13 protein-coding genes and 1 other RNA gene are annotated in these 16486 nt (G+C 69.9%); 3 read left to right on the forward strand and 11 right to left on the reverse strand.

Annotated elements, in window-relative coordinates; genetic code table 11:
* The first annotated feature begins 218 nt into the window (after window positions 1-218).
* A complete protein-coding gene (locus LPC10_RS23530; protein ID WP_231344654.1) occupies window positions 219-2129 on the forward strand; it encodes a cation:proton antiporter in 1911 nt (636 codons plus the stop codon).
* Between the two features lie 227 nt (window positions 2130-2356).
* On the opposite strand, the gene murD is transcribed toward LPC10_RS23530, so the two are convergent.
* The 11 genes from murD to ligA all read right to left on the reverse strand — a co-directional run bounded on the left by murD (window position 2357) and on the right by ligA (window position 15395).
* Window positions 2357-3733: a UDP-N-acetylmuramoyl-L-alanine--D-glutamate ligase gene (murD, locus tag LPC10_RS23535; protein ID WP_231344655.1), complete on the reverse strand. Its 1377-nt coding sequence runs from the start codon at window positions 3731-3733 to the stop codon at window positions 2357-2359.
* 22 nt (window positions 3734-3755) lie between these two features.
* A complete protein-coding gene (gene mraY, locus LPC10_RS23540; protein WP_108942446.1) occupies window positions 3756-4838 on the reverse strand; it encodes a phospho-N-acetylmuramoyl-pentapeptide-transferase in 1083 nt (360 codons plus the stop codon).
* A 107-nt stretch (window positions 4839-4945) separates the two neighbouring features.
* Window positions 4946-6409: a UDP-N-acetylmuramoylalanyl-D-glutamyl-2,6-diaminopimelate--D-alanyl-D-alanine ligase gene (locus tag LPC10_RS23545; protein ID WP_231344656.1), complete on the reverse strand. Its 1464-nt coding sequence runs from the start codon at window positions 6407-6409 to the stop codon at window positions 4946-4948.
* Entirely contained in the window at window positions 6406-7869 is a 1464-nt protein-coding gene (locus LPC10_RS23550) for a UDP-N-acetylmuramoyl-L-alanyl-D-glutamate--2,6-diaminopimelate ligase (protein WP_231344657.1), read from the reverse strand. Before LPC10_RS23550 ends, LPC10_RS23545 begins: the two co-directional genes overlap by 4 nt.
* A 57-nt stretch (window positions 7870-7926) precedes the next feature.
* Complete coding sequence (locus tag LPC10_RS23555; protein ID WP_231344658.1) at window positions 7927-9822, reverse strand: penicillin-binding protein 2; 1896 nt, start codon at window positions 9820-9822, stop codon at window positions 7927-7929.
* 7 nt (window positions 9823-9829) lie between these two features.
* Window positions 9830-10261 (reverse strand): hypothetical protein, encoded by a 432-nt coding sequence (locus LPC10_RS23560; RefSeq protein WP_231344660.1) that lies wholly within the window; start codon window positions 10259-10261, stop codon window positions 9830-9832.
* Window positions 10258-11340, reverse strand: coding sequence for a 16S rRNA (cytosine(1402)-N(4))-methyltransferase RsmH (gene rsmH, locus LPC10_RS23565; protein ID WP_231344661.1), 1083 nt, complete (start codon window positions 11338-11340; stop codon window positions 10258-10260). Before rsmH ends, LPC10_RS23560 begins: the two co-directional genes overlap by 4 nt.
* Window positions 11341-11791: 451 nt before the next feature.
* Window positions 11792-12195: RNase P RNA component class A (rnpB, locus tag LPC10_RS23570), an RNA gene on the reverse strand.
* Window positions 12196-12292: 97 nt separating this feature from the next.
* The gene (locus tag LPC10_RS23575; RefSeq protein WP_231344662.1) at window positions 12293-12598 is read right to left on the reverse strand and encodes a type II toxin-antitoxin system RelE/ParE family toxin; all 306 of its coding nucleotides are present in this window, start codon (window positions 12596-12598) and stop codon (window positions 12293-12295) included.
* Window positions 12588-12863 carry a type II toxin-antitoxin system ParD family antitoxin gene (locus LPC10_RS23580; RefSeq protein ID WP_231344664.1) on the reverse strand — a complete coding sequence of 92 codons (276 nt, stop codon included), beginning with the start codon at window positions 12861-12863 and terminating at the stop codon, window positions 12588-12590. The genes LPC10_RS23575 and LPC10_RS23580 overlap by 11 nt, the downstream gene beginning before the upstream one ends.
* Window positions 12864-12947: 84 nt before the next feature.
* A complete protein-coding gene (ligA, locus tag LPC10_RS23585) occupies window positions 12948-15395 on the reverse strand; it encodes an NAD-dependent DNA ligase LigA (protein ID WP_231344665.1) in 2448 nt (815 codons plus the stop codon).
* A gap of 128 nt (window positions 15396-15523) precedes the next feature.
* Here ligA and LPC10_RS23590 point away from each other — a divergent pair, with 128 nt between their 5' ends.
* Together LPC10_RS23590 and LPC10_RS23595 are read left to right on the forward strand one after the other, a co-directional pair.
* Window positions 15524-15844, forward strand: coding sequence for a hypothetical protein (locus tag LPC10_RS23590; RefSeq protein ID WP_231344667.1), 321 nt, complete (start codon window positions 15524-15526; stop codon window positions 15842-15844).
* Between the two features lie 45 nt (window positions 15845-15889).
* Complete coding sequence (locus LPC10_RS23595) at window positions 15890-16444, forward strand: Uma2 family endonuclease (RefSeq protein ID WP_231344668.1); 555 nt, start codon at window positions 15890-15892, stop codon at window positions 16442-16444.
* The last annotated feature ends 42 nt before the right edge of the window (window positions 16445-16486 follow it).

Here is a 16486-nt window from a genome sequence, read left to right on the forward strand (position 1 = left end):
TGTGCCGAAGTTGTGCCGGCCAACACGATGAGCGGTGGATGGCCAGATAGCCTGACTGCCATGGCGGAAGCGGCGACGCGAAAACCGCGGGAGGGTGCGGAAAACGATTGCTCCACGACCGGCTCGCCGCCCATGATGCGGTCCGGTCCCCTGGCGGCATCGAAGCTGCAAGGCGCCGGGCCGCCCTCCTCGTCTTTCAGCACCAGCGTACAAGCTCGATGACCGACCCCGTGCAGGCCGGAGCCCAGATTGCCGCGCAGGCCGGCGCGCATGCGGGCGCATTTGCGGGCGGCTACCGGGAGGCGATCCTCTTTCTCGTGACCGCCGGCATCGTCGTGCCGCTGTTCCACCGGCTGCGGATCTCACCGGTGCTCGGATTTCTCGGCGCCGGCGCGCTGCTCGGCCCCTTCGGTCTCGGGCGCTTCGCCGACGCGCATCCGTGGCTGGCGCCCTTCACCATCGGCAATCGGTCGGAAATCGCCCATCTGGCCGAGTTCGGCGTCATCTTCCTGATGTTCATGATTGGGATCGAATTGTCCTGGGAGCGCCTGCGGGTGCTGCGCCGCCTCGTGTTCGGCCTCGGCGCGATCCAGGTGGCAGCCTCCGCGGGCGTCATCGCCGCGATCCTCGTCGCACTCGATCAGCCGGTGGCCGGGGCGGTGCTAGTCGGGCTCGCGCTCGCGCTTTCGTCCACGGCGGTGGTGCTGCCGGTGCTTGCCGAGCAGAAGCGGCTCGGCACGCCGGCCGGGCGCACCAGCTTCGCGATCCTGCTGTTCCAGGATCTGGCGGTCGCCCCGATCCTGTTCGCCATCGCCGTGCTCGGCCGGAAGGACGGCGGCGATCTCGGCGGCGCGCTCGCCCTGGCGCTCGGCCAGGCGGTGATCGCCCTGGTCGTGATCGTGGTGGCCGGCCGCGTGGCCCTTCGCCCGCTCTTCCAGCTCGTGGCGCGCACCCGCTCGCCCGAACTGTTCATGGCGGCCTGTCTGCTCGTCATCGTGGCCACCGCGCTGGTGGCAGCCGGCAGCGGCCTGTCGATGACGCTCGGCGCCTTCGTCGCCGGCCTGCTTCTGGCCGAGACCGAGTATCGCCGGGCGATCGAGGCGACGATCGACCCGTTCAAGGGGCTCCTGCTCGGTGTGTTCTTCGTCTCGGTCGGCATGAACCTCGACCCGGCCCAACTCGTCGCCGCGCCCGGCGCCATTCTCGGCCTGTCGCTCGGGCTGCTCCTGATCAAGGGGGCGGTGGTGCTGGCGGGCGCCCGTATCATGGGACTCTCCCGCGCGGTCGCGCTCGAGACGGCGCTGCTGATCGGCCCCGGCGGCGAGTTCGCCTTCGTGCTGATCGGCGGCGCCATGGTCGCGGGCCTCGTGCCGGAGCCTGTGGGCGGCGCCGCCCTCATCGTCACCACCGTGACCATGATCGCGATCCCCGGCCTTGCAGCTCTGGGTCGCCGGGTCGGCAAGCAGGTCTCCAAGGAAGCGCTCGGCCGGGCACGGGCCGAGCCGGTGCCGGACCCCCAGCAGAACCGGGTGATCGTCGCGGGCTACGGCCGGGTCGGGCGGCTGGTCGGCGAGATGCTCAAGCGCCACGCCATTCCCTACCTCGCCCTCGATTCGGATCCCGCCCGCGTCGCCGAACAGCGCCGCCTCGGCAGCCCGGTCTATTTCGGGGATTCGGCCAACACGGAAATGCTGCGCCGCTGCGACATCGCCACCGCCCGCGCCCTAGTGGTCACCCTCGACAATCCCCGCGCGGTGGAGGCTGTGGTGCAGGCGGCCCGCGCCGAGCGTCCGGACCTGACCATCGTCGCCCGCGCCCGCGACGCGCGCCACGCCACGCAGCTCTACGAAATGGGCGTCGATGACGCGGTGCCCGAGACGATCGAGGCCTCGCTGCAGCTCTCGGAAGCCGTGCTCGTTGATGTCGGCGTGCCGATGGGCCACGTCATCGCCTCGATCCACGAGCGGCGCGACGAGTTCCGCACCATGCTCAAGCGCAGGGAAGCGGAGGCGCGGCCCGTCTTCCGCGCCCGTCGCACGGTCGGCAAGGGACGTTCATCGGAGACAGGCGCGGAGGCCAAGGCCGCCGAACCTCCGGTCGAGGCCCGGCCGATTGAGAAGAGCGCCTGAGTGTCTCTCACAAAACTCCCGCTGCGCTGTCTTCGCCAAAGCGAGAACCGTCGGCAATCGGGAGTTTTGTGAGGCACTCCAGACGCGCCGCCTCCATCGGTGGACCCCCGCCCTCATCGCGAGGCGGAGCCGACGCGATCCAGGGCGCGACATTTGCGGATCGGTCGCGCGCTGAGTCGCGTCGCTGGCTCTCGCGAGATAAACCGGAGGCGATACCGGAGGCGGGGTTATTCAGCGCCCGCTTCCGGCAGCCCGGCGACCAGCGCGCGAAACCGGTCGCCGCGGACCTCGAAGTTCGGGAACTGGTCGTAGGAGGCGCAGGCCGGCGACAGCAGTACGACGGGCGCCGCCGTGCCCGATGCGCGGGCGGCCTGCGCCGCCGCCGCCGTCGCGGCCTCCAGCGTGTCGCAACGGGTGAAGGGCAGGCGCCCGTCCAGCGTTGCGGCGAAGGCGTCGCTTGAGGCGCCGATCAGGTAGGCGTGCGCCACGCGGTCGAACAGCGGCGCCAGCGGCTCGATACCGCCCTCCTTCGCCTTGCCGCCGACGATCCAGTGGATGTCGCGGAAGGCCAGCAGTGCCTTCTCGGTGGAATCGGCGTTGGTCGCCTTGGAATCGTTGACGAACAGCGTCGTGCCGATGCGGCGCAGGGGCTCCATGCGGTGGGCGAGGCCGGGAAAGCTCTTGAGCCCCGCCGCGATCTCTGCCCCGGTGAGGCCGAGCCGGATCGCGGCGGCGACCGCGGCGGCGGCATTCTGGAGATTGTGGTCGCCGAGCAGCGCCTGGATGCCGGAGACTTCGGCGATCACGGCGCCGTCGGGCCCGCGTACCCTCCCGTCCGCGCCGACATAATCGCCGGCCTCGTCACCGTGGCCCTCGACATGGAGGCGGATGCGCGCGCCCGCGCGGCGCTCGGCGATGGCCGCGCAATACGGATCGTCCACGCCGGTTACCGCGAGGTCGGCGCCGGCCACCAGCCGCTCCTTGATGGCGGCGTAGTTCTCCATGGTGCCGTGACGGTCGAGATGGTCCGGCGTCAAGTTCAGCAGAATGCCGACGCTGGGCTTGAGCGAAGGTGTCAGGTCGATCTGGAACGAGGACAGCTCGACCACGTGGACGCGGTTCGCGGCCGGAGGCTCCAGTGACAGGATCGCGGTGCCGATATTGCCACCCATCTGCACGTCGCGGCCGGCATGGCGCAGCAGGTGGGCGGTGAGCGCCGTGGTGGTGGATTTGCCGTTGGTGCCGGTGATGGCCACGAACGGCGCCTCCGGCGCCAGCGCCGCGCGCTCGCGGCAGAAGATCTCGATATCGCCGATGATCGCGACGCCGGCCCCGCGGGCCAGCCCCACGGTCCAGTGCGGCTCAGGATGGGTCAGCGGCACGCCGGGCGCGAGCACCAGGGCGGAGAAGCCCGACCAGTCGGCCTCATTAAGATCCGTGACGGTGATGCCCTGTTCACGGGCACGGTCGCGGCTGGCTGCGTTGTCGTCCCAGGCCAGCACGTCGGCGCCGCCCGCGAGCAGGGAGCGGACGGTCGCGAGCCCGGACCCGCCGAGGCCGAACAGGGCGACCTTCCGGCCGGCGAAGGTGGTGGCTGGCGTCATGGTCTGTGTCTCTCGTGCCGGCTCAACGCAGCTTCAGCGTGGCGAGGCCGACCAGCGCCAGGATGACGGCGATGATCCAGAACCGGATCACGACCTGCGGCTCCTTCCAGCCCTTCTGCTCGAAATGGTGATGGATCGGCGCCATGCGGAAGACGCGTTTGCCCGTGAGCTTGAACGACAGCACCTGGATGATCACCGACATGATCTCCAGAACGAACAGGCCGCCGACGATGGCGAGCACGATCTCGTGCTTGGCCGCCACCGCGATCGAGCCGAGCAGGCCGCCGAGCGCGAGCGACCCGGTGTCACCCATGAAGATCTGCGCGGGCGGCGCGTTGAACCAGAGGAAGCCAAGCCCCGCGCCGATCACCGCGCCGCAGACCACGGCGAGTTCGCCGGTGTCGCGCACGTAGTTCACCTGCAGGTAGTTGGCGTAGATGACGTTGCCGACGAGGTAGGCGATCACGCCGAAGGTGGCGCAGGCGATCATCACGGGCACGATCGCGAGACCGTCGAGGCCGTCGGTGATGTTGACCGCGTTGCCGGCGCCGACGATCACGAAGGCGGCGAACGGCACCCAGAACCAGCCGAGGTTCAGCAGCGTGTCCTTGAGGACGGGAAAGGCGAGCTGATTCTGCAGTGCGGGCGGCGAGTAGATCGAGATCAGCAGGCAGGCGGCGCCCGCGATCGCGAATTCGAGCAAAAGCCGGAAGCGGCCGGAAAACCCTTTGTGCGACTGCTTCGTCACCTTGAGATAATCGTCGTAGAAGCCGATCGCGCCGAAGCCGAGGGTCACGGCGAGCGTCACCCAGACGTAGTGATTGTGCGGGTTGGTCCAGAGCAGGATCGAGACTACGGCGCCGGCCAGGATCATCAGGCCGCCCATGGTCGGCGTGCCGCGCTTAGTCAGGTGAGTGGCCGGGCCGTCCTCGCGGATCGGCTGGCCCTTGCCTTGGCGCAGGCGCAGCAGCGAGATGATCCAGGGCCCGAACCAGAACACGAAGAAGCCGGCCGTGAACAGCGCGCCGCCGGTACGGAAGGTGATGTAGCGGAACACGTTGAGGGGCGTGAGCGTGCCGCTCAGTTCCGACAGCAGATAGAGCATGCGTTCGTCCGCCCGCGGCAGGTTCTTAGTCGACACGACCGGCTCGGCTTTGCGCGCGGCCGGATGGAACGGCCGGGCGCGAGGGCCTGGCCGATGATCTGAAACGTTTAGCGGACCGCGTTCAGCGAGGCTTCGCGCGGGTCCGGCGCGACCGCGTAGCGGGCTTTGACCGCTTCGACAATGCGGACCATGCGCATCGAGTTGGAACCCTTCACCATCACCGCATCGCCCGGCCGCAGGGTCGCGAGGACGGCGTCGGTGACATCCTCGGCGGTGAGGCCGGCGGTGCCTCGCACCGGCATCGGCAGCGCCTCGAACAGGTGCGCCATGAGCGGACCGACGGCGAAGACGCGATCGATTCCGTTCGCGGCGACCGCGTCCGCCAGTTCGCGGTGCAGCGTCTCCCCGGCGGCGCCGAGTTCCTTCATGTCGCCGAGCACGGCGATGCGCCGGCCCTTGGCCCCGGTGTCGATGCCGGCGAGCGTGGCCAGGGCGGCGCGGATCGAGGCGGGGTTGGCGTTGTAGCTCTCGTCGATGAGGAAGGCCTCGCCGTCGTCGATCCGCAGCGCCGTGCGTTCGCCGCGCCCGACCGGCGGCTTGAGGCTCGCCAGAGACAGGGCGGCGCGGGCGAGGTCGGCGCCGAGCGCGTGGATGCAGGCCAGCACGCCGAGCGAGTTCATCGCGACGTGCCGGCCCGGCGTGCCGAGCTGGTAGGTCAGGGGCACGCCCATCACGGTGGCGTCGACCACCGAGACGTCCGGGCGGGTCAGGATACGGTGGGCGCGCACATCCGCCGAAGCATGCTCGCCGAAGGTGATGACGCGCCCGGCTCGCGAGGCGTGGGCGTGGGCGAGCAGCCGCTCGTAGTTCGGATTGTCGCGGTTGACCACCGCGACGCCGCCGGGCTTGAGCCCTGAGAAGATCTCCCCCTTGGCGTCAGCGATGGCGGACAGCGAGCGGAAATGCTCGATATGCACCGGCTCGACCGTTGTGATCAGTGCCACGTCCGGCCGCACCATGGCGGTGAGCGGCAGGATCTCGGCGCCGTGGTTCATGCCGATCTCGAACACGCCGAAGCGGCTGTCTTCCGGCATCCGCGCCAGCGTCAGCGGCACGCCCCAATGGTTGTTGTAGGAGGCGACCGAGGCGTGCGTGGCGCCTTGCGCCGAGAGCACGTGGCGCAAGGCTTCCTTGGTGCCGGTCTTGCCGACGGAGCCCGTCACCGCGACGATCGCCGCTCCGGTGCGGGCGCGGGCAGCGAGGCCGAGGCGGCGCATCGCCTCCAGCACCGGATCCTCGCCCTCATCCGGGACGGCGAGCACCGGGCCGGCGCCCTCGAATTCTTTTGTGCGCGCGGCCGTGACCACCGCGGCGCCAGCGCCCTTCTCAAGGGCTGCGCGCACGAAGTCGTGCCCATCCCGCACCTCGCCGCGGATGGCGAAGAACAGGTCGCCCGGCTCCAGGCTGCGGGTGTCGATCGAGGCGCCGGTGACGGCGCGCGGCGCGCCGATCCGGCGCCCGCCGGTGGCCGCTTCCAGGGCGGCGGGGGTCCAGAGGGGGGCGTCGCTCATCCGTTCATCTCCGCGATCGCGGCGCGCAGGGTGTCGTGATCCGAGAACGGGAGCACCCGTGGCCCGACGATCTGGCCGGTTTCATGACCCTTGCCGGCCACCACCAGCACGTCGCCGGCGCGTAAGCTCCGCACGCCGGAGCGGATCGCCTCGGCCCGGTCGCCGATCTCCTCCGCCCCCGGTGCCGCGGCGCGGATGGCGGCGCGGATCGCGGCGGGCTCCTCGTTGCGGGGGTTGTCGTCCGTGACGATGACCCGGTCGGCGAGGCGTTCGGCGATCGCGCCCATGATCGGCCGCTTGCCGGCGTCGCGGTTGCCGCCGCAGCCGAACACCACGACGAGGCGCCCGCTGGCGAAGGGGCGCAGGGCCGTCAACACGTGCTCCAAGGCTTCGGGCTTGTGGGCGTAATCGACGAGGCAGAGACCGCCATTCGCCTCGCCGATCCGCTCCATGCGGCCCGGCACGCCGGTGAGCCCTTCGAGCGCGGCGAAGACGCCGGCCGGATCGGCGGCACCGGTCGGCGTCACCAGGGCGAGGCCCGCCGCGACGAGCGCGTTCTCGACCTGGAAGCCGCCGACGAGCGGCAGCCGCACCCGGTATTCCCGGCCGTCGTGGATCAGCGTCAGGCTCTGCGAGAAGCCCTCCGTGCCGGCTTCCATCAGGCCGATGAAGTCACCGCCGCGCCCCGTGGTCAGGATCGTGTGCCCGGCGGCGTCGGCCGTGCCGATCACGCGCTCGGCATAGGCGCCGTCGGCGTTGACGATGGCCGGGCGGCCCTTCGGCAGCAGCGCCGTGAACAGCCGGAGCTTGGCTTCGAGATAGTCCTCGATCGTCGGATGATAGTCGAGGTGATCGCGGCCGAGATTGGTGAAGGCGGCGGCGGTCAGTTCCACCCCGTCGAGGCGGCGCTGCTCGATGCCGTGCGACGAGGCCTCCATGGCCAGATCGGTGATGCCTTCATCCGCCAGCCGTGCGAGGGTCTGGTGCAGCGTGACGGGGTCGGGCGTCGTCAGCGAGCCGTATTCCGCGCCGCGGTTCGTGACGATGCCGACGGTGCCGAGGCTCGCCGATTCGCGGCCGAGCCGCGACAGGATCTGGCGCACGAAATCGGCGACCGAACTTTTCCCGCTGGTGCCGGTCACCGCCACCACCGTCTCCGGCTGACGCCCCGACAGCCGGGCGGCGGCGAGCGCCAGGGCACGACGGGCCTCCGCCACTTCGATCCAGGCCGTCGCCTCGGGCAGGTTGTCCGGGCGCGTCCCCTCCCCGGCCACGGCGATCGCGCCGGCTCCGGCGGCGGCGGCGGCGAAATGCCGGCCGTCGGCGGCGGTGCCGGGCACCGCCACGAACACGCCGCCGGGCACGACCCGGCGGCTGTCGGCGGTCAGCCCGGCGACGGAGCGGCCGGCGATTGCCGCGTCCGCCTCCGGGAACAGGTCGCCAAGCGTCGGCTGGCTCATCGGAAAGAAACCTCGGAAGCGTCCGTGCGGGTCAGGCCGACGGGGTACAGGACACCGTCACTGCCCGTCCACCATGGTCGCGTGGTAGGCGCCGAGCTTCACCATCAGAGGGAACGGCTTCACCGGCGGGTCGAAGCGCGGCGGGAGCCCGAGGATCGGCGCGGCCCGCTCGATGATCTTGCCCGTCACCGTGCCCGAATTGTAGGCCGCTGTGGCGTAGCCGCCGTTCTCGGGCAGGCCCTGCGGCTCGTCCATGATCGTCAGGAACAGGTATTTCGGCTTGTCCATCGGGGCGGCCGCCATGAAGGTCGTGAACAGACGGTTCTTGACGTAGCGCCCGTTGATGACCTTCTCCGCCGTGCCGGTCTTGCCGCCGACGTAGTAGAGCGGGATCGAAGCCTTCTTGGCCGAGCCCTCGGTGGCGTTGAGGCGCATGATGAAGCGCATCGCCTCGCTGGCCTCGGGCTTCAGCACGTGGCTGGCCTTGGCCCGTGCGGTCGGCTCGTCGGTCTTGAGGAAGGTCGGCGTCATCAGATCGCCGCCGTTGACGATCGCCGCCACCGCCGCCGCCGCCTGGATCGGCGCCACCGCGATGCCGTGGCCGAAGGCGATGGTGATGGTGTTGATTTCGGCCCAGCGCGGCGGAAGGATCGGCGCGGCCGATTCCGGCAGCTCGGTCCGCATCCGGTCGAGCAGGCCCATCTTCTTCAGGAAGGCGCGGTGGCCGGGCACGCCCACGCCCAGCGCCATCTTGGCCGAGCCGATGTTGGAGGAGTGGGTGAACACCTCCGGCATGGTCAGCACGCGGCCGGTGGCATGGTAATCGTGGATCTTCTGCCGGCCCCAGTGCATGACGCCGCCGCGGGTGTCGAAGGTCGAGTTGACGTTGTACTTGCCGGAATCGAGCGCCATGGCGAGCGTCATCGCCTTGAAGGTCGAACCCATCTCGTAGACGCCGACATTCATCCGGTTGATGCGGTCGTCGGACAGCGCGTCCTTCGGCTCGTTGGGGTCGAAATCCGGATAGGAGGCGAGCGCGACGACCTCGCCCGTCGTCACGTCGAGGATCATCGAGGCGCCGGCCTTGGCCCTGAACTTCTCCACGCCCTTCACGAGCTCGTCGCGCAGGGCGAACTGGGCGCGCAGGTCGAGGGAGAGCTGGATCGGCGAGAGGTCGGTCTGCTTGGCGACGAGGCCGAACTCGTTGAGTGCCTTGTTGCCGCGGTTGTCGATGTACTTCTCGATGCCGGCGATGCCGATATTGTCGAGGTTGGTCGCGCCGATGATGTGCGCAGCGGCGACGCCGTTCGGGTAGACGCGCTTGTGGTCGGGCAGGAAGCCGACGCCGGGGATGCCGAGGCGGTGGACTTCGAGCTGCTGCTTCGGCGTGATCTCGCGCTTGATCCAGACGAAGCCCTTCTTCGAGGACAGCTTGGCGCGCAGCTCCGCCGCGTTCAGCTCGGGCAGCACCGCGGTGAGGAGTTCGACCGCCTCGTCGGTATCGAAGGTGCGCGCCATCCGCTTCGGCTCGGCGAAGACCGAGACGGTGCGGATGTCGGTGGCCAGGATCTCGCCGTTGCGGTCGATGATGTCCGGGCGGATCGCCGTGGTGGCGGCCGCCGCCACCCGGTGCTCGTCGCTGTTGTTGGCGGGCGTGGCCGCGATCACGATCAGGCGGACGCCGATCGTCATGAACACTGCCGTGAAGGCGAGACCGACCAGGGCCACGCGGGCATGCGACCGCTCGATCGCGAGGCGGAACATCATCCGCGCGAGCCGCGTCAGCGCCGAGGCCGGCGGCTCGCTGGTCACGACCCGCTCCGGAACCGGATCCGGCACGGCCCTATCCTGCGCGAACGCGTCCGATCCCTCCTGTGAAGGATCGTGCGAGGGAGCAGTCAGGGGATCGCGTGAAGGATCTTGCGAGGGGTCTTGCGACGGATCGTGAGACACGGGGACGCTACCTCGAAACCGCCGGCGGGCGGGTGGAGACGGTGCGGGTGGTGACCGAGCCCGTGGTGCGCGGCTCGTCGCGGACGCCTGCCGGCTTGTCCTTCGGCGTCACGGTCGGGGTCGCCGTGGAGGCGAGCAAGCGACCGATCTCGTCGCCCCGGTCGGGCCGGTTCGGCAGGTCGGTGAGGCGGGCGAGATGCCCGTCGCCGATCGGCTCGAGGGTGAGATGCCGCTCGACCGCCGCCTGGAGACGGTCCGGCCGGGTCAGGAGCTGCCACTCGGCGCGCAGCACGGCGATGGCCTGCCGCTCCTTGTGCAGGGCGGTCTTCAGCTTGGAGACCTGCCCCGCCTGATAGAGCGTGTCGTACTTGATCGAGTAGGCGTAGACCGCCGAGCCGATCAGGCCGACGATCGCGAGCACGTTGAGAAGCCGGATCACCGCCGTGCCCCCCGTCCTTGCTGCGCCGGCAGGCTCGCCAGCGTTTCGATGGCGCTCAGCGGCGGCGGCGCCGGCGCGTCGGTCCGCTCGCCGGCGCGCAGCTTGGCCGAGCGCGCCCGCGGGTTGCGGTCGGTCTCCGCCTCCGAGGGCAGGACCGGCCCCTTGGTCACGAGCTGGAAGCTCTTGGGGGCCGGCCGCTCGACGCCCGGCAGGTGGCGGGAGGCCTGCGCCGCCCGTCCGCTGCGGGCGGAGAAGAACTGCTTCACGATGCGGTCTTCCAGCGAATGAAAGGTCACGACGGCGAGCCGGCCGCCGGGCTTGAGCACCCGCTCGGCGGCGTGGAGGCCGCGCACGAGCTCGCCGAGTTCGTCGTTCACCGCGATCCGCAGGCCTTGGAAGCTGCGGGTCGCCGGGTGAATCGGGGAGCCGGGCTCGGGCCGCACCACGCCGGCGATGAGCTCGGCGAGCTGGGCCGTCGTCTCGATCGGGGCACGGCGGCGCGCCTCGACGATGGCGCGGGCCACCGCCCGCGAGCGGCGCTCCTCGCCGAAATGATAGAGGATGTCGGCGAGCGTGCTCTCCTCCTCGCCGTTCACCAGATCGGCCGCGCTCGGACTGTCGCTGCCCATGCGCATGTCGAGCGGCCCGTCCTGGCGGAACGAGAAGCCGCGATGGGCCTCGTCGAGCTGCATCGAGGACACGCCGATATCGAGCACGACCCAGTCGGCCTGCGCCTCGCCCTGGCCGGCGATGAGGGTGTCGAGATCCCCGAAGCGGCCCTGCACCAGCCGCAGGCGGCCGGCGGAGGCGTCGACGAGGCCGGCCCCGGCCCGGATCGCGCTGGGATCGCGGTCGATAGCGATCACCCGGATCTCGGGCGCGGCCTCAAGGAGCGCGCTCGTGTAGCCGCCCGCGCCGAAGGTGCCGTCCACGGCCAGACCCGGCCGGTCGAGGGCGAGCGCGGCGAGAACTTCGGCGAGGAGAACGGGAACGTGGCGGGCGGCTTCGGTCGCCGAGGTCTCGGCCCGTGTCCCGGCCTTCGACGTCCCGGCTCTCGTCGGGCGCGGCGCCCGGCTCATCGGCTCCGCCCCGCGGCGCTCTCGCGGAATCCGGAGAAAGCTCGGGCGCCATCCGGCCAGGGACGAGTCATGAGAGCCTGCTGAGTGGACGGACCGCCGGGCGGCCCGCTCGGAGGTGGCGACGCCGATCCGCGAACGGCTGCGGCCATAAGCGCGCCGACCCGCAAGGCAACCTGAGCGAGCGTCGGCCGATCCGGAATAGGGCGTCAACGGGATAGCTCGGGGTAACATGGGCCCTCGAAACGCGTCAACGAGCTTGACCGTGCAGGCTGCTCTGATCTGACCGCATCAAGGTTAACCGAGCGTCAATGAGGCGGAGGGATTCTCGCGCTCTACCGGTGAGACGAGCGGCCGTTCACGCTCCGGCGCCGATCTCGCGCCGGCGCCTTTCGCACGATCCGAGAAGCGCTTCGCCGCGCCGAAAATGGAAAGCACACTTCGGAAAATCGGGTGGATCAGCCGGCCTGTAAGCCGGGTTCTGTAGGGCCCGTGAGCTAAGCTCACGGACGTGGCAGCCATTCCTCTGGGACGGCCGTTGCCGGCCGCCTCGAGCAACCAACCCGGGCGACGAGCCTGGAGAGCGGGCCTGCCCTCCCCTCGCGGGAAAGGCGTGTCGCCCCTATTCGGTTTTGCTCCCGGTGGGGTTTGCCGTGCCGTCCGCGTTGCCGCGTCCGCGGTGCGCTCTTACCGCACCCTTTCACCCTGACCTTGCGAAGGACGAGCCTTGCAAGGCGGTCTGCTCTCTGTGGCACTGTCCCTGGGGTCGCCCCCGCCGGAGGTTATCCGGCACCGCCTCTCCATGGAGCCCGGACTTTCCTCCCCGTCTGACGACGGAGCGGCCGCCCGGCCGGCTGATCCGGGGCACGGCTTGCGCCGCGGGCGGCGCGGGGTCAAGGCTTGCGGAGCTATTCTATCGGCCGATGGTCGCACATTCGCGATCCGGTGGCCGCCCTCAATGCGGAACCGCGTCCGCTCGAAAATCCCGGCCCGCATAGAGCACGCGAAGGACTTCGATCTGCTCAGGTGTCGCCCGGTAGACGATCGGGACGCGTCGCTCCATCGCCCAGGTTCGCAAGCCCACGGAGATGTCGTCGCGCGGCGTTCCCTTTTCGGGAAATTCCGTCAGACCCCTGCATGCCGACTCGATGCGATCGAGAAAGCCGCTGGCGCGGATCGGGCCGCTCTGTTCCTCGATGTAAGCGTCGATGCTGAACAGGTCGGCCCTTGCGAGTCGGTGGAAGGTCAGTTCACACGCCATCCTTGTGGACCTTCAAACGCCCGGCATGATGGGCGCGCAGGTCGGCGAACACCTGATCGGCCGGGATCGGCTGGCCGGGGTCGTCCAGTGCCTCCTGCACCTTCCGGCGCAGGACGGCCTCAATGGCTGCCTCTTCGCGTTCCAGCGCCCGTAGGCCGGCACGAACGACCTCGCTGACCGAGGCATAGGTGCCCGAGCGGATGCGAGCCTCGACCTGCTCCTGCATCTCGCCGAGCGTAACGGTGACGGGCTTGCTGCTTCGCATTGTGAGTGCCGCTGCTTCGAAGGCGATCGGCTGAGTGTATGACAAAGTCATCATCGACCCAAGCGACTGCGCTGTGGCGTCACCTCACGCCTCCGCCAGCATCGCCAGCCAATCGTCCTCCGAGACCACTCTCACGCCGTGCCGCTCGGCATCCTTGAGCTTCGAGCCGGCGCCGGGGCCGGCGACGACGAGGTCGGTCTTGGCCGAGACCGAGCCCGAGACCTTGGCGCCCAGGCGCTCGGCGGTGGCCTTGGCCTCGCTGCGGGTCATCTTCTCGAGGGTGCCGGTGAACACCACCGTCTTGCCGGCAAACGCCGCCGCCGAGGTGGTGGGAGCGGCCAGCGGTTCGGTGCTCACCTCTTCAAGCAGCGCCCGCACCGCCGCGTCGTTGTGCGGCTCGGAGAAGAACTGGATCAGCGAATCCGTCGCCACGGGGCCGATCTCGCCGTCATCGGCGAACAGGCGGTAGGCGTCGCCCGGCCGCTGCGAGGCGGCCCGCTCCAGGGCCGCGTCGGCCTCCGCCTCGCTGCCGTAATGGGCCAGCACCGCCTCGCGCTGGGAGGCTGTCAGCCGGCCGCGCAGGCGGGCGCCGAGGCTCAGATCCTGCATCGCTTCGTCCGGCAGCGGATCGAGAGTTTCGAACAGCCGGTCGCGGGTGCCCGGTCCGATCCGGGGGAGCGCCGAAAGTTCGAGCCAGTCGCGCCCTGCCTGCGCCTTCGCCGCCGCGTCGAGCGCCGCCATCAGCGCCGGCATGTCGGGGAAGCGCTTGGCCAGCGCCTTGGCGGTCGACTCGCCGATCTGCGGAATGCCGAGCGCGAACAGAAAACGGTTGAGCGGGATCGTGCGGCGGGCGTCGAGCGAGGCGAGCAGGTTCTTGATCGCCTTGTCCTCCTCCTCGCCCTTCTTCTTCGTCGGCTTCTTCGGCGCCGCTTCGCCCTCGGCCCGGCGCTGGGCCGAGAGCGCCTCGCGCCGGGCGACGATCGCCGCCTTCAGCGGTTCGAATTGCAGGCGGAACAGGTCGGCGGGCTGCTTCACGAGGCCGGCCTCGAACAGCACCTCGATATAGGTCTGGCCGAAGCCTTCGAGGTCGAAGCCGTTGCGCGAGACGAAGTGCTTCAGCCGCTCCACCCCCTGCGCCGGGCAGATCAGCCCGCCGGTGCAGCGGCGGATCGCATCGAGCTTTTTCGTACGCGGGTTGAGTTCACGCACGGCCCGGCTGCCGCAGGCGGGGCAGGTGTCCGGGAAGACGTAGGGCACGGCGTCGGCCGGGCGCTTGTCGAGCACCACGTCTATCACCTTCGGGATCACGTCGCCCGCGCGCACCACGATCACCGTGTCGCCGACGCGGATGTCGCGGCCCTCGCGGATCGGCTCGCCGTCGGCGCCGACGCCCTGGACGTAGCCCTCGTTGTGCAGGGTCGCGTTCGAGACCACGACGCCGCCCACAGTCACGGGCTTGAGGCGCGCCAGCGGGTTGAGCGAGCCGGTGCGGCCGACATTGATGTCGATGGCGAGCAGTTCGGTGATCGCCTCCTGCGCCGCGAATTTGTGCGCCAGCGCCCAGCGCGGCGCCCGGCTGACGAAGCCGAGCCGCCGCTGGAAGCCGAGATCATCCACCTTGTAGACGACACCGTCGATGTCGTAGCCGAGGCCGGCCCGCTCCGCCTCGATGGCGCGGTAATGCGCGACCATCTCCTCGGCCGAGCGGCACAGCTTGGTCCGCGGATTGACCGGCAGGCCCCAGCCCCGGAATCGCTCCAGCACCGCCGATTGCGTGTCGGCGAAGGGCTCCGAGACCTCGCCCCAGGCATAGGCGAAGAACCGCAGGGGCCGCGAGGCGGTGATCGCCGGATCGAGCTGACGCAGAGATCCGGCGGCGGCGTTGCGCGGGTTGGCGAAGAGCGGCTTGCCGGCCGCCTCCTGGCGCGCATTGATGGCGGCGAAATCGGCGTGCGAGAGATAGACCTCGCCGCGCACCTCCAGCACCTCGGGGATGCCCTCGCCCGATAGCCGCTCGGGAATGTCGTCCACGGTCAGCGCGTTAGCGGTGACGTTCTCGCCGACCTCGCCGTCACCGCGGGTGGCGGCGGTGACGAGCCTGCCCGCCTCATAGCGCAGCGACAGCGACAGCCCATCGATCTTCGGCTCGGCGGTGAAGGCCACCGGCTCGTCGGCGGGAAGGTTGAGGAAGCGGCGCACACGGGCGACGAACTCCTCCACGTCCTCGTCGGCGAAGGCGTTGCCGAGCGAGAGCATCGGCACGGCGTGCCGGACCTTGGCGAACTTTTCCGAAGGCTTGGCGCCGACGCCCGCGCTCGCCTCGGTGGTGCCGGTGAGGGCGGGAAACCGCGCCTCGATCGCCTCCAACTCCCGACGCAGGGCGTCGTACTCGGCATCCGTGAGTTCGGGCGCGTCCTCGTTGTAGTAGAGGTGGTTCGCCCGTTCGATCGCCCGCGACAGCTCGGCGTGGCGCGCCTGGGCGGCGTCCTCGCTCAAGGATTCGACGGCGGCGGAAAGGGGCGTGCGCGGCATGGGCTGCGTTCTAACCGATCTCGCGCGACGGTGCGTTAACGCTGAGGCCTCCGCGGGTGTCTTCGCGTCCCATTCCCGCCACAACTCGGCGGGCAGAACCGTCGCGGCAGGGCCTTCAGGAACCGATCATGGCAGGACGCATCATCACGGCACTGGCGCTCGCCGGCCTCGCGGGGCAGGCCTTCGCCGCCCCCTGCACGCCGCCGACGCCCCCGCCGGCCGAGGCGCGGCCGGAAAAGCCGAAGCTGCCCGAAAAACCCGCTTGCCTCGACAAGAAGGACGGTTGCCCCGGCTGGGAGGCCTACAGCTACAACGACGCGATCAAGGCCTACAACGCGCAGGCCCAGGCTTTCCAATCGATTGCAGGGGCTTACGTCCAGAAGCTCAACGCTTACGTCAAGGCGAGCTCGGACTACGCGCAGTGCGAGGTGAAGGCGCTGCAGCAGTAACGTCCCGCCTTCGCCGGCATCGGGAATGGTGATAGGCTCAAGCCTATGAGCGTGCAGCCCAAAATCCGCATGACCGCCGATGAATTCCTGGCTTGGGCCGAGGGCCAGCCAGGACGGCACGAACTCGCCGATGGCGAGGTCTTCTCGATGTCGCCGGAGCGTGTACGGCATGCGGTGACGAAATTCGCGGCGCAGACGGCCTTGCGCGATGCGATCCGCGCTTGCGGCGTCCCTTGCGAAATGCTGCCGGACGGTCTGTCCGTTCGGGTCGACGAGCAAACGGTCTTCGAGCCGGATGCTCTCGTCCATTGCGGCGGGCGTATCGATCCCGATGCCACGACGGTCCCCGAACCGCTCATCGTCGTCGAGGTTCTCTCACCGAGCACGAAGCAGGTCGACACCGGCTTCAAGTTCCAGGGCTACTTCCGCCTGCCGAGCGTGCAGCACTACCTCATCCTCGACACAGAACGACGTACGGTGATCCATCACCGCCGCGGCGCAGGCGACCTGATCGAGACCCGCCTCACCTCGTCCGGCGACCTCCACCTCAATCCACCCGGTCTTACGCTGCCCGTCGCGGCCCTGTTCGCGGAGCCCTGAGCCGGCCCTTGCTTGACGCTTGTCGAGCAGGGTGCGACAGGC

The organism is Methylorubrum sp. B1-46, assembly GCF_021117295.1.
Taxonomy (GTDB): domain Bacteria; phylum Pseudomonadota; class Alphaproteobacteria; order Rhizobiales; family Beijerinckiaceae; genus Methylobacterium.

Excerpts from the sequence above, each read along its gene's own strand:
- mraY (WP_108942446.1), bottom strand. The coding sequence starts at position 4,838 with ATGCTCTATCTGCTGTCGGAACTGAGCGGCACGCTCACGCCCCTCAAC.
- LPC10_RS23530 (WP_231344654.1), top strand. The coding sequence starts at position 219 with ATGACCGACCCCGTGCAGGCCGGAGCCCAGATTGCCGCGCAGGCCGGC.
- LPC10_RS23550 (WP_231344657.1), bottom strand. The coding sequence starts at position 7,869 with ATGAGCCAGCCGACGCTTGGCGACCTGTTCCCGGAGGCGGACGCGGCA.
- LPC10_RS23580 (WP_231344664.1), bottom strand. The coding sequence starts at position 12,863 with ATGCGAAGCAGCAAGCCCGTCACCGTTACGCTCGGCGAGATGCAGGAG.
- murD (WP_231344655.1), bottom strand. The coding sequence starts at position 3,733 with ATGACGCCAGCCACCACCTTCGCCGGCCGGAAGGTCGCCCTGTTCGGC.
- rsmH (WP_231344661.1), bottom strand. The coding sequence starts at position 11,340 with ATGAGCCGGGCGCCGCGCCCGACGAGAGCCGGGACGTCGAAGGCCGGG.
- ligA (WP_231344665.1), bottom strand. The coding sequence starts at position 15,395 with ATGCCGCGCACGCCCCTTTCCGCCGCCGTCGAATCCTTGAGCGAGGAC.
- LPC10_RS23575 (WP_231344662.1), bottom strand. The coding sequence starts at position 12,598 with ATGGCGTGTGAACTGACCTTCCACCGACTCGCAAGGGCCGACCTGTTC.
- LPC10_RS23595 (WP_231344668.1), top strand. The coding sequence starts at position 15,890 with ATGAGCGTGCAGCCCAAAATCCGCATGACCGCCGATGAATTCCTGGCT.
- LPC10_RS23545 (WP_231344656.1), bottom strand. The coding sequence starts at position 6,409 with ATGAGCGACGCCCCCCTCTGGACCCCCGCCGCCCTGGAAGCGGCCACC.
- LPC10_RS23590 (WP_231344667.1), top strand. The coding sequence starts at position 15,524 with ATGGCAGGACGCATCATCACGGCACTGGCGCTCGCCGGCCTCGCGGGG.